General features: G+C 69.7%; 12 protein-coding genes. 3 read left to right on the plus strand and 9 right to left on the minus strand.

From position 1 onward, the window contains the following. Window positions 1-66: 66 nt before the first annotated feature. Window positions 67-1,092: a hypothetical protein gene (locus JE024_RS36905; protein WP_205378189.1), complete on the plus strand. Its 1,026-nt coding sequence runs from the start codon at window positions 67-69 to the stop codon at window positions 1,090-1,092. Here the strand turns inward: JE024_RS36905 and JE024_RS36910 are convergent. The 4 genes from JE024_RS36910 to JE024_RS36925 form a co-directional block, all read right to left on the minus strand. Beyond that, a complete protein-coding gene (locus tag JE024_RS36910; RefSeq protein ID WP_205378190.1) occupies window positions 1,026-1,754 on the minus strand; it encodes a barstar family protein in 729 nt (242 codons plus the stop codon). The genes JE024_RS36905 and JE024_RS36910 overlap by 67 nt on opposite strands. A gap of 42 nt (window positions 1,755-1,796) precedes the next feature. Further along, a protein-coding gene (locus tag JE024_RS36915; RefSeq protein ID WP_205378191.1) for an IS3 family transposase occupies window positions 1,797-3,001 on the minus strand; the annotation gives its coding sequence in 2 pieces (ribosomal slippage) (window positions 1,797-2,710 and window positions 2,710-3,001; 1,206 coding nt in all). 643 nt (window positions 3,002-3,644) lie between these two features. Beyond that, entirely contained in the window at window positions 3,645-4,763 is a 1,119-nt protein-coding gene (locus tag JE024_RS36920; RefSeq protein WP_205378192.1) for a hypothetical protein, read from the minus strand. A 172-nt stretch (window positions 4,764-4,935) separates the two neighbouring features. Then, on the minus strand, window positions 4,936-5,085 hold the full coding sequence (locus JE024_RS36925; protein ID WP_205378193.1) for a hypothetical protein: 150 nt from the start codon (window positions 5,083-5,085) through the stop codon (window positions 4,936-4,938). Between the two features lie 631 nt (window positions 5,086-5,716). Here JE024_RS36925 and JE024_RS36930 point away from each other — a divergent pair. Continuing rightward, entirely contained in the window at window positions 5,717-6,190 is a 474-nt protein-coding gene (locus JE024_RS36930) for a hypothetical protein (protein ID WP_205378194.1), read from the plus strand. Between the two features lie 426 nt (window positions 6,191-6,616). Further along, window positions 6,617-7,762 (plus strand): MFS transporter, encoded by a 1,146-nt coding sequence (locus JE024_RS36935; protein ID WP_244883511.1) that lies wholly within the window; start codon window positions 6,617-6,619, stop codon window positions 7,760-7,762. Between the two features lie 63 nt (window positions 7,763-7,825). On the opposite strand, the gene JE024_RS36940 is transcribed toward JE024_RS36935, so the two are convergent. The 5 genes from JE024_RS36940 to JE024_RS36960 are packed head-to-tail and all read right to left on the minus strand — an operon-like array spanning window position 7,826 to window position 13,674. Next, on the minus strand, window positions 7,826-10,069 hold the full coding sequence (locus JE024_RS36940; RefSeq protein ID WP_205378196.1) for a glycosyl hydrolase family 65 domain-containing protein: 2,244 nt from the start codon (window positions 10,067-10,069) through the stop codon (window positions 7,826-7,828). Then, window positions 10,066-11,091 carry an NAD-dependent epimerase/dehydratase family protein gene (locus JE024_RS36945; protein ID WP_205378197.1) on the minus strand — a complete coding sequence of 342 codons (1,026 nt, stop codon included), beginning with the start codon at window positions 11,089-11,091 and terminating at the stop codon, window positions 10,066-10,068. Before JE024_RS36945 ends, JE024_RS36940 begins: the two co-directional genes overlap by 4 nt. Then, complete coding sequence (locus JE024_RS36950) at window positions 11,088-11,819, minus strand: HAD family hydrolase (protein WP_205378198.1); 732 nt, start codon at window positions 11,817-11,819, stop codon at window positions 11,088-11,090. The genes JE024_RS36945 and JE024_RS36950 overlap by 4 nt, the downstream gene beginning before the upstream one ends. Further along, window positions 11,816-12,301 (minus strand): adenylyltransferase/cytidyltransferase family protein, encoded by a 486-nt coding sequence (locus JE024_RS36955; protein WP_205378199.1) that lies wholly within the window; start codon window positions 12,299-12,301, stop codon window positions 11,816-11,818. Before JE024_RS36955 ends, JE024_RS36950 begins: the two co-directional genes overlap by 4 nt. Continuing rightward, window positions 12,298-13,674, minus strand: coding sequence for an aspartate aminotransferase family protein (locus JE024_RS36960; RefSeq protein ID WP_205378200.1), 1,377 nt, complete (start codon window positions 13,672-13,674; stop codon window positions 12,298-12,300). Before JE024_RS36960 ends, JE024_RS36955 begins: the two co-directional genes overlap by 4 nt.

Consider the following 13,674-nt stretch of genomic DNA (forward strand, 5'->3'; position numbering starts at 1 on the left):
GCGCGCCGGCTTGCCGTTGGCCGGCCACGAGGGCCGTTGTCAGAGGCGACAGGCAAGATGGCGGCCATGAACGTCACTCCTGTCACTCCGCCACGGCCGATCGACGTTGCCGCGGTCTTTCCCCAACTGGTGCCGCTGGCCCGTACGGCGACCCGACTGCACCCCCGCCCAGGGGAGCCGACGTGGGACGACAGCTCGATCGGCGGTCCGCTGCTCTGGCCAGCTGAGGAGCCGTGGCCGCACTGCGAGGAACCGCATGTGGTGGATGGCATCAACCCAGCTCTGTCCCCTGCGGATCTGAGGCTGGAACGACGGATCTTCGAGGCCTCGCACGGCTGGGACATGACTGTGGAGGAACGAGATACTCTCCTGCGGATCAGGCCCGCTCGGACGTATCCGGTAAGGCTGGCGGTCCAGGCGTACGACGGCCCCATAGCGATGCTGCCTGTCGCGCAGCTGTACGTACGGGATGTGCCCGATCTGAGCCCGCCGGAGGGCAAGGACCTGCTGCAGGTCCTATGGTGCCCCTTCGATCACCCCATCATGCCCAAGACCCGGCTCTTCTGGCGTTTGGCAGCCGCCGTCACCGACATCCTCGACACGCCCCCCGAGCCGCCCGCAGTGCAGTTCGACGGCTACCTACCGGAACCGTGCGTGCTCGAACCAGAGCAGATCACCGAGTACCCCGACCACCTGGAGCTGAGCGTAGAACTGCGAGAACAGCTCAAGCAGTGGAGTGTGCCGCAGGCAGCAGAGGAAGACATGGACCCGGACACGTACTACGACTGTGTGCTGTCCAACGCCCCCGGCTGGAAGGTCGGCGGATGGCCGGCTTGGAACGCCACCGACCCCAGCCCCCAGCACTGCTCCGAGTGCAGCACCGGCATGGAGGTCCTGATGACCGTCGCCACGTTCGAGGAAGGGGACGATGCCGGAAACAGCTGGTCTCCGCACCCCCACCCAGGTGCTGGACCGTACCCCAGCCACCGCGGCTACAACGCGACCGGGGTCCAGATAGGCAGCGGCTACCGGCAGCACCTGTTCGTCTGCCCGGCGGATCCCGAGCATCCGCACATCGAGTTGATGACGTAGCCCGCCCGCAGTCCAGTTGCTTGGCTGGCACGGCCCATCATGTGGCCGTCTGAATAGTTGTGGCGCAGGAGCTCAGAGCGAGACCGGAGGATGTCCAGGGCCTCGTGGGTCGAGCAGCCGAGGTGGTCTCGGAACACCTTGATGCCCTCGATGTTTCTGCCGCTGAGGATCTCCTCGTCTGCGAAGGAGAGCGTGCCGGCCGTCCAAGGCGCAGACGCGGAATCGCCACCAGGCCAGTCGACGTCGGTCAGGGTGACGAGCAGGCGGCCGTCCGAGAGCGCCACCGCCACGTCAATGCCGCGGGCTACTTTCTCGATGAAGGCAACGGGTGCCGTGTGGTCCAGGAGGAAGATGAAATGTTGGGCTATACGCTGCCGCCACTCATCGGGCACGCCATCGCCGTCCAGGCGCAGGTTGGAGCTCCATGCTGCTTGGGCGAGGACCGATACGAACAGCCCGAGGAAGTCTGCATTCAGTAGGTCGTCCGCGTGCTCGATCAGGATCGCGAGGTCCTGGTTGCCGTGGCCGGGACCGTGCCAGTCGTGGAGGCAGTCGACAAGCGCATCCCAGTTGTAGCCGAAGCTGTCGAGGAACGACAGTTCCCGGGCGAAGGTACGAAAGACGGACGCCGGATCCCGCAGTTCCCGGCCGTCCAGCCGCACGACCAGACCGTTTGGGCCTTGACCCCGAATCCTGAACACGGGTTATGCGGCTTGGGCCAGCGTAGTTGGTGTGAGCTGGAGAGCTTCCTCGAAGGCGATCGGTGATCGTTGCCCGAGGTAGGAATGTCGGCGTCGGGTGTTGTAGCGGTGGAGCCATCGGAAGGCGTCGAGCCGGGCCTCGCGCTCGGTGGACCAGCCTTTCCGTCCCTGCAGGGTCTCGCGTTTGAAGGTGGCGTTGAAGGACTCGGCGAGTGCATTGTCCGCGCTGGACCCGACCGCGCTCATGCTTCGCCGCGCCCCTGCTGACCTGCATGCTTCAGCGAAAATTCTGCTCGTGTACTGGGCTCCGTGGTCGGTGTGCATGATCGATCCGGCGAGGCTGCCGCGGGTGCGGATCGCCGCGGCCAGGGCGTCGGTGACGAGGTCCGCGCGCATGTGGTCGGCGATCGCCCAGCCCGCCAGGCGTCGTGAGGCAAGGTCTATGACGGTCGCCAGGTAGCAGAACTTCCCGCCCTCGATGGGCAGGTAAGTGATGTCGCCGACGTACTTCGTGTTCGGTTTGTCCGCGGTGAAGTCGCGGCCGATCAGGTCCGGGGCCTTGGCCGCGGCCGGGTCTGGGACGGTAGTGCGGTGCCGGCGACGCAACCGGACCCCCTCGATCCCGGACGCCCTCATGATCCTGGCGACCCGCTTGTGGTTGACCACCTCACCGTTCTTCTCGCGAAGCTCGGCAGTGATCCTCGGGACTCCGTAAGTGCCGTCCGATTCCTGGTGCACCGCCCGTATCCGGGTCGCCAGGCGGGCGTCGGCTGATTGCCGGGCGGCGCGGTCAGCGGCTGTCCGGCGCCAGTAGTAGAAGCTCGAGCGGCTGACGCCGAGGATGCTGCACAGCCGCTTCACGCCGTGACGGCGCTGGAGGTCGGCGACACACTGGAAGCGGTTCACCAGCGCGTCTCCCCGGCGAAATACTTCGCCGCTTTGCGCAGGATCTCGCGTTCCTCCTCCAGCTCACGGACCTTCTTCCGCAAAGCGGCGTTCTCCGCCTCCAGCGGGGCCGGCGGCTGAGAGGGGTCCTGCGTCCGCCGGCCCCGGGGACGACTCACGCCGGCGGCCCTCACCCAGTTCCGCAGGGTCTCCGGATTGATCCCCAGATCGGCGGCGACCGACCTGATCGTCGCTTCCGGCCGCGACTCGTACAGCGCGACCGCGTCCGCCTTGAACTGCGGCGGGTAGTTCTTCATGACCACGAGATGTCCGTTCTCAGATCCTCAGGATCCAGTGTCTCGTGTGTTCAACATCCGGGGTCAAGGCCCTTTCGCTGCACGAACATGGCCGTTTCCGACGCCAGCCATGGGTCGGCTGGGGAGGTGAACACGCCCCATGGAGGGCGGTGATCCGTCAGAGTGGGCTTGGTCGTCATGGGCGAGATCCTTGCACGCCGATTGCTCGGCGGCAGGGCTATTTGCGGAGGGCAGATCGTGCTTGACGAACATAGCTGAGCAGGCCAGGGGCGATGACATTGGCAAGAGGGTCTTGCGGGGCCAGTGCTGCAGGACCATCACGTTTCCCCTATTGTGATTTGACTGAGCACCGCAGCTGGCCACTGAGCGTACGGCTCTGGCCGGCCCGGCGCGTTCGCGGTCCATCTGTGCGCAAGTAGAGTTGGTGGACCTTCCCCTGGCGCGCTCGGCTGTGAGCAGGTAGTTGCCGGGCGAAGCGGCGGGCGCCAACGCCGAAGGCGCCCGCCCGGCCTCGGCAGATGATCTCCACGCCGGGAGGGCGGTCCCCAGCCAGGCGGCCAGCGGCCCGGCTTCACGGGTGGGAGCACATCGACCACGCGACGATCTTGGACGCTGTTTGCTGGCGGAGACCAGCTATTCCCGGCGGGCGCTATTCCTCGGCATTGGACCCACGATCGGGAAACGCACGCAGTCTCAACGGGGGCGCCCGGTGATCGGCGAGCCATCGCATCCGGTTGTCATCCGTCGCCAGCCCGGCGCGTGCGGCCTGGGCCCACTCTTCTCGGTCGAGCACCTCAAGGTAGGTCGCCCGGAGCGCTTCCTGCTGCGCCGCAGTGCATCCCGCAGCCTCGGGAGGCTCTGTAGTCAGGTGCTGGGCGAGCACCGCGATCGTGAAATAGCGCTCGATCGTCGGGCTGAGCAGTCCCACATGGCGAGCATGAGCTTCCAGGACCGCTCCCGAATGGGGGTAGTCAGCGAGGGTGAGTCCCATCCCCCCGCAGTCACACATCTGATGGAGTAGACGACCGACGTGGTCGACCATCTCGCTGTCAGTGTCGAGGTCTGCCAGTGCCTCATGGAGTTTGGCGACTGTTGCGACGCTGCCGGCGAAGTATGCATTAAGGAAATCGCCGTCACAGGCTCTGCGAAGCAGCCAAGGTCGGGCAATCGGGTTGTTGAGTCTGCAGAGTGCGTCAACTACATAGACGCGCCCCCAGCCGGTGACGCGCTCGGCCAACCAGAGCAGGGCCTCGACTCCCCCTGTCTGCTGCTCGAATGCGTGCGCCGCAAGTGGCCCGAAGCGGTTGGAAAGCAGCCCGATCGTTCGAATCAGCGGGATGTCTTCGGCTGTGCCCACGGCAGCCAGCAGGGCAAGTCCAACGGTGACCGCGCATCGATCGGTCCCGTATCGGACCAACCAGCGGCCCGTTTGGCGAACGCGGTCTCTGCCCGCCCGCTCAGCCGCGGCAGCGATGTGCCTGTTTTGGTGAATCGGGACGTAGACGTCGTGGAAGGCATCGGCCAATTCGCTGGGCAGGGCCGAAACCTTGGCGAAATGCGTGTCCAGGACGAGGGCAACGTCCTTGCCGGCCGAGGGCCGGTCCTCAGGTGCCTTCGGGCTTCGCCGATGACGGTGCAACTCGTCGTCGGGATATGGTTCCCCGTCGCGCGGAAGCGGCTCCCCTGGAGCCAACTGATGTAGCTGGAGTGCGTGATCGAACAGCGACGTCGGCGACCCGGGCAGTCCTGTCCCGGTCGTCTCGCTCATCGGCGGACGGAGGACTCAATTCTCTTGATCATGGATCGAAGCATGCCACGATAGCAATCGCCGCGACAAGCCCCTCGACTCGGCGGCCGGTTGCATCAAACGCAACCGCCTAGCGCCCCGCGTGTGAGGGCGGTGAAGCCGCGAGAGTGGCTCTACCGCCTCACCAGCTACTTCACGCCTTCAAGGCGTTCGGAGTACTGGCAGAGACCCCGCCGTGGCCGCCCTCGCGGGTCACGACGACGCCGCACTCGATGAAACGGGAGCGGCTGGCGAGCAGCTCCGGCAGGCGCGAACTGCCGCCCCGGCCCTGCGCGACCGCCACTGGCCAGCGATCATTGCGGCCGGTGCGGCCCTGGACCAGAACGGCAGAGTCAGCGGCGGGATTCCACACCCCCTCCTCTAGACCTCGGCCCTCATCCGCGCAGCACCCTCGCCCCCCGCCACCGGCACCCGGCCCACCATGGCTCAGCCGTTTCATGGACCGGGCCAAGCAGATCGCAGCCGAGTCCCGGCAACGCGACTCGACCAACCACCTTCCTCACGTCACTGCGCCTCTGCGCACGACCGGGCCGAGTCCCTCAACCGCCAGCAACACAACGCCCGGCACATCACGTAAGCCCGGCATCCTCAGCAAGTGCTGCACCGCCGCATACTGCAGCTTCCTCATGCCAGAAGCCGGGCCCCGAGCGCGGCCTCGCCCGCGCCTGCGGGGGTCACGTGGCGGACCGGCGGGCCCGGTTGCCGCACCACACGCTGGGACGCGCCCACACGCCCGCCCGCCCGCAGGGAAGGGCCTTTGAAGCGCGCTCCCGGCCCTGTTGGGCTTGCCAACACAGCGGATGAGCCCCCCGCTGTCGCCGCCCGCACGCCGCGCGCCAACCATGAGCCCCCGGCGTGCGGGCGGCCCCCTCCCAACCGGCCCCCGGCCCGTTTCGATCAAGGAACTGAAGCGAATGACAACTCTGCGCAGCACAGCTCTCACGGCGATGTCGCTGGCCCTGCTCGCCGGCGCTGCCGTCGCCGCCACTGCGACGGAAGCCACCGCGACGCCACGGATCAACGCCTGCGGTTCCAGCTACGCGCTCTTGAAGTCGTGGCCGATCCAGGCCCAGTACTGGACCAGCGACGCCGGCAAGACCAAGGGGTACATCGACGTCTACTACTCCGGCGCCACCGGCAAGAACTGCGCCATTGCCAGGCCCGTCGACGGGGTGCACCTGGCCCGCGGGATCAAGGTCAAGATCGGCAAGACCGGATCCGGCTGGGCCGGGCTCGACGGCTACCAGGCCAACTTCACCCAGTACGCAGGGCCCGTCTACGTCTCCGCCCGCAACGCCTGCATCAGCTTCGAGGGCGGCTTCACCTACAACGCCACCTGGGACTCCTCGAGCGCCTGGAGCAGGTACACCAGCAAGCACTGCGGCTGACACAGCCCGAACAACCCCCGGCACCAGACGTACACGAGCCTGCTTCCCCGCGGCCTCCTCGCCCCTCGAAGGCGCCGTGTGGCGGACCGCTCAGCCCGATCGCCGCGCCGAGCACCGGGACACCGGCACCGCTGCCGCCCGCCCGGAAACAGTGGGGTAACCCGGCCGCAGCCCTGTTGGGCTTGCCGACGCAGCGGACAAGCCCCCGCCTCCGCTGCCGCCACCCGCACCCCGAGTGCAAGCCGGGAGCTCCCGGAGTGCGGGTGACATCCCCCAACCGGCCCACGCACAGGAGCAAGGCAACCGATGGCCCACGCGCAAGTCCACGACATCCCCCGCCCAACACAGGCACCGAGACCCCCCGCACCCCATCCGCCGGACGACAAGCCCGCCGGCCCCCATACTCCTCCGTCGTTTCGCACCGTTGTGCGGCACCGATACTGCGGCCGCCTGCTGTTCGCCTCCGTGATCGGCCGCCTGGCCCTGGGCATGATGCCCGTCGCCCTCATCCTCGCCGCGAAGGCCGACGGCCACTCCCTGGCCACCGCCAGCCTTCTGGCCGCTCTCTACGGCCTGTCCCCGGCACTCGGCCTGCCGCTGCTGGGCCGCCTGGCCGATCACCGCGGCCTGACCCCACCCATCTGCCTCGGAGCGGCCGTCGTCGCCACCGCTCTGGGCATCCTTGCCCTCGCGGGAACGACCCACATCCCCCTGGCCGCTGCGTGCGTCCTGCTGGCCGGCGCCGCCTGCCCACCTCTCGAAGGCGGCCTGCGCTCCCTCTGGCCGACCGTACTGCCCGACGACACACACGTCCGCGCCGCCTACACCCTGGACTCTTCAGCGCAGCAGATCGTCTACGTCACCGGCCCCGCCCTCACCATCGCCCTCGCCAGCTGGCTTTCCCCGGCCGCCGCCATCGCCCTGGCTGCCGCAGCCACCCTCGCCGGATCCCTCGCCTTCGCCACCGTCCGCCCCACCCGCACCTGGCGCGCCGCGCCCCGCACACCCGACCCGCTCGGCGCACTGCGACCACCCGCCATGCGCCCGCTGCTCGCCGCGCTGGTCTTCCTCGGCGCCACCGTCGGCGCGCTCGACGTCGCCGGAATCGCCGCCGCCGAGACACACGACGCTCCCTGGTTGGCAGGCGCCCTGCCCGCGGTCTTCTCCACCGCCGGAGTCATCGGGGGTGCACTGTTCCTTCGCTTCCAGCCGGCCAACGCGCCCCGTCCCCGCCACCTTGCCCAACTCGCTGCCCTGTACGCGCTGTGCTGGCTCCCGCTGCTCGCCCCGCTGCCCGCCCCCTTGCTTCTGGTGGCCGCACTGCTGCCCGGAGCCCTGTTCGTACCGGTCCTCACCGTCGCCAGCATCACGCTCACCACGTTGGCTCCCCCCGGCACCTCCACGGAAGCGGTGGGCTGGCTCTCCAGCGCCATGCGCCTGGGCCTGGCCGCGGGAACCGCGCTCGCCGGCCCCCTCGGAGGCGAATTCACCGTCCCCCTTGTGGCGGCCGCGCTGTGCACGCTGACGCTCGCCACCCGCATCACCCCACGCCGCGCACCCGCCACTACCTGACCCGCCGCGGGCGGCGACGGCGGCCCCGCTCAGTCGGACAGAACGGCCCATATGTTCGGCTTGTCAGGCGTCGTCCACCCGCACGCGCAGTTTCGTTCCGGACAGCAGGCGGACTGACGGGCCGTCGCGGCGCAGGCAGACGATGAGGCGCCGCCCCTGGTAGGCGAGGGGCACGGTGAGTTCCCGCCATGCGGGTGGCAGGCGCGGGGCGAGCGCGAGTGTGTCTTTGTCGACCGGAGTCGCGCCGAGGAAGCCCTCCACCAGGATCTGCCAGGCGCCGGCGTAGGCCGACAGATGCAGTCCGTTGCGGTAGTCCTCTCGGGGCGTGTAGTCGAGGTTGTACCGTGCGGCCCGTGACAGGAAGGCCAGCGCTGCGTCAGCGCGCCCGAGCCGTGCCGCGACGACTCCGTGCGGTGCGGCGCTGAGCGAGGACTCGTGCGCCGTCCGTGGTTCGTAGTAGTCGTAGGCACGGGCCAGGGTGGCCGGGTCGAACACGTCGGGCAGCAGATGAGCCAGGAGCAGGATGTCCGCCTGCTTCACCAGCCTGGTGGGGAACGGCTGCAGATCGTCGGCGAGCGCCCGCTCCTCCTCGCTGAGCCGGGCCGAGGGTCCGTGGCCGGGGGCCCGCGGCGGGCAGTCCGGGAGGGCCGCGTATCCCTCGTGCTGTGCCGGGACCTCGCCGTCCAGCGGCTCGGGGATCAGGACGCTGCGGGCGATTCTGCTCCAGTGCCTCCTCTCCTCCTGGGTGATCCCGAGGCGCCTGGCCACCGCCGCCGCCTCCGGGGCCGGCAGGCCCTCTGTGCCGTCCAGCAGCGCGAGCGCGTAGACGAGGTTCCAGCGCAGCATCACGTTGGTGAAGTGGTTGTTGTCGACGTGGTAATGGTATTCGTCGGGGCCCATCACGGAGCGCACAACATGGGCCCCAGTCGCGTCGTCCCAGGTGAAAACGGATGCCGCGAAGCGGGCCGTCTCCAGGACGAGTTCCGCGCCCCTGGCCGTGAGGAAGCCGGTGTCACCGGTCACCCGGTGGTACCGGTGGACGGCGTAGGCCACGTCCGCCGAGTTGTGGAGCACCTCGCGCACGCTCCACTCGGTGATGTCGCGGTTCTCCGGATAGTCGAGCAGGCGGTGGGGGCCGTTCTCCCGCCCGGCGTCGTTCGCCGCCTCGGGGAACCGGGCCCCGGCGAAGCCGGTCGTCCGCGCGAACTCCCGAGCCTCCGGGAGGTGTTCGTGACGGAAGACGAGGTGGGCGCGCGCGACCTCGGGCACCGTCCACGCCCAGAACGCGTCCTTGTGGAGCTCGGTGTCGAAGAACGTCGCCCCTGAGTGGTAGCAGCCGGAGAGACCGCGCGCCGGTGTGACGGCGGACGTCCTGGCGGGCAGTTCGTGCTGCAGCAACTGGAACTGGCAGTACCGGACGGCCTCCTGCACCTCCGGGTCGCCGTCGACGGTGATCCCGTGGGCCCGCCATCGGCGGTGCCACTCGGCCCGGTGCTCCGCGAGAAGCTCGTCCGCGCCCGCGCCCCGCACCTCGTCCGCCACGTCCTGTGCGCGGCCAGCCTGCCAGACGAGATCGAAGCGGACCTCCGCGGTGCCGCCCCGGGCCTGGGTGTCGAGGACTAGGGTCTGGCCCCAGCGGCGGAACTCCGTGAGCGGGATCCTGCGCGACACCCGCTCGCAGCGGGTGTCCGCGGTGAGGAGAAGCCGCTCGCCGGTGCCGGTCAGCCGGCAGTCGAGTTCCACGGCGTCCCCCCGGTGGGCGACGCCGTCCACGAGGGTGTGGACCATGGCGAGTTCCGGCACCGCACCGCCGAGGTAGGCGTTGCCCCGGGTGTTGTCCCAGAACACGTCGAGCGCGAGGGAGGAGACTCCCGCCGGGACGCGCAGAGTGCCCGTCATGACGCCGACCGAGGGGCGGGTTGCGTGGACCGCGGTGACGGTGGTCAGCAGCACCCGGTCGCCGTCCGGTCCGGTCAGCGGGGTGGTCGAGCGGACCACCCCGTCGCGCATGTCCAGTGTCCGTGTGGCCGGGCAGTCGGGGCGCAGGCGCTCGTACCCCTGTCGCACCCGCAGTCCGAGGGGGTGCGGGAGGTTGACGATCTCACGGTCGACGCCGACGCCAGCGTCGTACACGTCGCGCAGGAAGAAACCCGGTTCGCTGTGCGGGTCGTCGACGTCGAGCGGCACGCGAAGTCCCTGGTGGGAGTTGGCGAGGTGCAGCAGCGCCTCGGCGTACGCCGCTTGCCGGGGGCCGGCGGCAGTCACGGGCAGCAGCCAGCCCGCAGGGGTCATTCCGGTGTCGCTCACCTGTGGTCCTTTGCGGCGCGGGTGCTCATGCTGCGCACGTTGTAGTAGCGGTCGTCGCCCAAGGCGTCGGGCAGGGATCCGTCCAGCAGGGCGGCCGCCACCTCGTCCACCGCCTGGGGGACGTCGCGGCGCGGCTGGATGCCCAGCAGCCGGGTGAGCCTGGTGGCTGTGAGGCGGTAGGAGCGCAGGTCATCGGTGGCCGTGGTGGTCACGTCGACCGGTTCCCCGAGTCGGCGGGAGACACGTTCGCGCACCGCGGCGGCGATCTCGGAGACAGTCATGTTCTGCCTGCCCACGTTCAGGGGCCTGCCGTTGAGCGGCCCGAGGGACGGGTCGAGGACGAGGCGGCAGTACACGTCGACGAGGTCGTCGATGTGCACGTTGGGCCGGTACTGCGACCCGCCGAACACGGTCACCGCCCGCTTCTTCACGGCCTGGGCAGTCAGCAGGTTCACCGTCAGGTCCAGGCGCTGGCGTGGCGAGACACCGCAGACGGTGGCCGCCCGCACGGCCACCGTTTCGAAGTTGCTGCCGGTCAGCGGGAAGAGGATGTCTTCCCCGAGCGCCTTGTAGCGGCTGTAGTCGGTGAGAGGGGCCAGCGGCTGGAGTTCATCGACCTCGGGGGCGTCGCACACGCCGTAGACGCTGGCCGATGAGGCGTACACGAAGCGACGCACTCCGGCCTCGACGGACAGCCGGGTGACATGGTCGAGGCAGTCGTGGTTGACGGCGCGGCCGAGCGCCGGGTCGAGGTCGAAGCTCGGGTCGTTGGCCACCGCGGCCAGGTGCACGACGACATCGATGCCGTGTACCGCGTCGCGGAAGCCGTCGGCGTCGCGTACGTCGGTGGTCACGACTTCGAGGCGCGGGTCTCGGACTCCGGCGAGGCCGTCGCCGAAGAGCTGGGTGTCCATGGCCCGCACCCGGGCGCCGTCGGCGAGCAGGCGCCGCACGAGGACGGAGCCGATGTAGCCGGCGCCTCCCGTGACGAGCACGGTGGGGGGAGCGGTCGGGTCCGTCATGTGCTCTCCTTGCCGGCGGGTACCGCCCAGTCGTCGAGGTCGATTTCGTCCAGGGTGGACACCCGGGGCGCGGTGTCCTCGGGCGCCAGGTGGGCTGTCCGGTCGATGAGCAGGGCGTCGGCGCCGATCGTGAGGCCTGCCGCGACGCCGTGTTCGGTGTCGTCCACCACCAGCGTCCGCTCCGGGGCTGTTTCCCAGACACGGACGACACGGCGGACTGCTTCCGCCCGGTCGGCGGGCGGGTGCGGTCCGCCGGCGCCGAGGCTGCGGTCGATCCGGCTGGTCAGCCATGCCGCCCGGGGATGGCCGGCAAGGAGCCCGCGCAGCAGGGTGCCGGCGTTGCGTGACGCGGTGCAGAAGGCGAGAGGTATGTCGCGTTCGGCTGCCCGGTCCAGCAGGCGTGCCGCGTCGGGGAAGAGCAGGGTGCTGCCCGCCAGGGCGAGGAAGGCGCTCTGTTTGACCGTGACCAGCCGGTCGACGAGTGCCGGGGTTGGGTCGACGCCCACGGAGGCGAATGCCGCACGGGCGCCCGCGTCGCGGGGGCGGCCCGCGACATGGCGCTGGTAGGCGTACGCCGTGAGGCCGCCGTGGGTCCAGTTGTCGATGGCGGGGCCGAGCACCTGCCGCAGCGCCTGGTTCCAGGCCCGCAGGTGCGGGGTGTCGAGGAGGGTGCCGTCGATGTCGAGGACCAGCAGACCGTAGGGGGGCGGCGTGGAGGAGTCCTTCATCGGGCGGTCCATGCGTGCAGAGCCCGGGTGGACGAGTCGAAGATGCTGCCGTCGGTGGTGAAAAACTTTCCGCCCGTGGCCTCCAGCGCGTCGCGCTCGGCGGCGACGCGCGGGTCCTCGCCGTCCGCGTAGTCGGCGCCCTTGAAGTAGAAGTCGGGGCGCCAGAGTTCGATCAGTGGGACCGCGGTCGGGAAGTCGCTCAGGGCGACGTGGTCGACGGCGTCGAGGGCCGCCAGCACCGAGAGCCGTGCGCGGTCGCCGAAGACCGGTCTGCCGGGCCCCTTGCCGACGTGGCGTGCTGCCGTCACGGACACGAGCAGCACGTCGACCTGTTCGGCGGCCTGCCGCAGATAGTGGATGTGTCCCTCGTGCAGGATGTCGAAGCAGCCGTGGCACTGTCCGACCGTCATTCCGCGGCGTCCCCATTCGGTGCGCAGCCCGGCGATCAGGTCGGCGGGCAGCACCTTGCCCCTGCGGCTCATCGCCATCCCCGGCCACCCCCGAGCAGCGGGCCGTCCGGCTCGTGCGGCTTGTAGGGCAGTTCGGTGAGCGCGTCGTCGAGCCGGCTGAGCGCCTCGTCGATGTGCCCGGTGGTGTGCGCGGCGGACACGGTCACGGGCTCGGGGCAGAAGGAGAGCGGCAGCAGGAAGCCGTACAGGTCGAACTTGGTCGACAGCAGCCGGAACAGTTCGGTTGCGTAGGGCAGGTTGTACAGGCGGGCGACGTCGGCCATGTTGCGGGGCCGTTCGGACGATCCGATGTGGGCGCCCACTCGGCCGCCGAATCCGGAGACGAACGCGGGGACTTTGTGCTGCCCCAACACCTCGCGGACGCCGGTGACCAGGTAGTCGTTGAGCTGCTCGATGTGCTCGTAGAAGCCGGGGGTGGACAGCTCGCGCAGGGCGGCCAGGGCGCCGACCACGGAGAGGTAGCGGCCCGTGTTTGTCCCGCTCACCTCGACCTGGCCCACCGGTGCGACGGCGTCCATGAAGTCGGCGTGGCCTGCGATGCCCGCGATGGGCATGCCGCAGCCGAAGGCCTTGCCGTAGCAGGCGAGGTCGGGCACCACGCCGAAGCGCTCCTGGGCGCCGCCGAGGGCCAGTCGGAAGCCGGTGAGCACCTCGTCGAAGATCAGCAGGGCGTCGTGCCGGGTGGTGACCGCGCGCAGGTGCTCCAGGAATCCGGGCTCGGGCCCGACGCAGCCGATGTTGAGGCACACCGGTTCGAGGATGACCGCGGCGATGTCGTCCCCGTGCTCTGCGAAGACCTGGTCCACCAGGCCGGGTGCGTTCCACGGCAGGGGCAGCACCAGTTCGCCGAATTCGTCCGGCAGCCCGGGGGCGCCGGGCAGGCGTTGCAGGAGGCCGTTCTCGCCTGGGGCGGCCGGCCCCTCGGAGGTGTCGACGTTCCACATGAGCTGGTCATTCAGGCCGTGGAAGTGGCCTTCGAACTTCACCACCAGGCGCCGGCCGGTGACGGCGCGGGCGATCCGCAGGGCGTACATGGTCGCTTCGAGGCCGGAGTTGGCGAGCCGCAGCTTGTCCGCACAGGGGACGACCGCGCAGAACTCCTCCGCCAGCATGCCGTGGGTCGCTGTCTCGTACTGGTACAGGAATCCGCCGGCGAGCGCCTTTTGCAGCGCCTCCCGGATCGGCGGCGCGTCATGGCCGAGGAAGCACGAGCCCCACCCCATGATGAAGTCGAGCAGCTCCCGCCCCTGGTCGTCGCGGATGTACGGGCCGCTCGCGCCGGTGACACGGACCGGCCCCACGGCCGACAGGGAGTTCCAGCCTGCGGCGACTCCGCCGACCAGGTGCGGTGCCGTCCCGTTCAGCGGACTGTGCGCAGTGCTCAT

The organism is Streptomyces zhihengii, assembly GCF_016919245.1.
Taxonomy (GTDB): domain Bacteria; phylum Actinomycetota; class Actinomycetes; order Streptomycetales; family Streptomycetaceae; genus Streptomyces; species Streptomyces zhihengii.

What these genes read in the sequence shown, in the direction of transcription:
- JE024_RS36920 (WP_205378192.1), bottom strand. Translation starts at nt 4,763, where the DNA reads ATGAGCGAGACGACCGGGACAGGACTGCCCGGGTCGCCGACGTCGCTG.
- JE024_RS36955 (WP_205378199.1), bottom strand. Translation starts at nt 12,301, where the DNA reads ATGAGCCGCAGGGGCAAGGTGCTGCCCGCCGACCTGATCGCCGGGCTG.
- JE024_RS36945 (WP_205378197.1), bottom strand. Translation starts at nt 11,091, where the DNA reads ATGACGGACCCGACCGCTCCCCCCACCGTGCTCGTCACGGGAGGCGCC.
- JE024_RS36950 (WP_205378198.1), bottom strand. Translation starts at nt 11,819, where the DNA reads ATGAAGGACTCCTCCACGCCGCCCCCCTACGGTCTGCTGGTCCTCGAC.
- JE024_RS36905 (WP_205378189.1), top strand. Translation starts at nt 67, where the DNA reads ATGAACGTCACTCCTGTCACTCCGCCACGGCCGATCGACGTTGCCGCG.
- JE024_RS36960 (WP_205378200.1), bottom strand. Translation starts at nt 13,674, where the DNA reads ATGAGCACTGCGCACAGTCCGCTGAACGGGACGGCACCGCACCTGGTC.
- JE024_RS36930 (WP_205378194.1), top strand. Translation starts at nt 5,717, where the DNA reads ATGACAACTCTGCGCAGCACAGCTCTCACGGCGATGTCGCTGGCCCTG.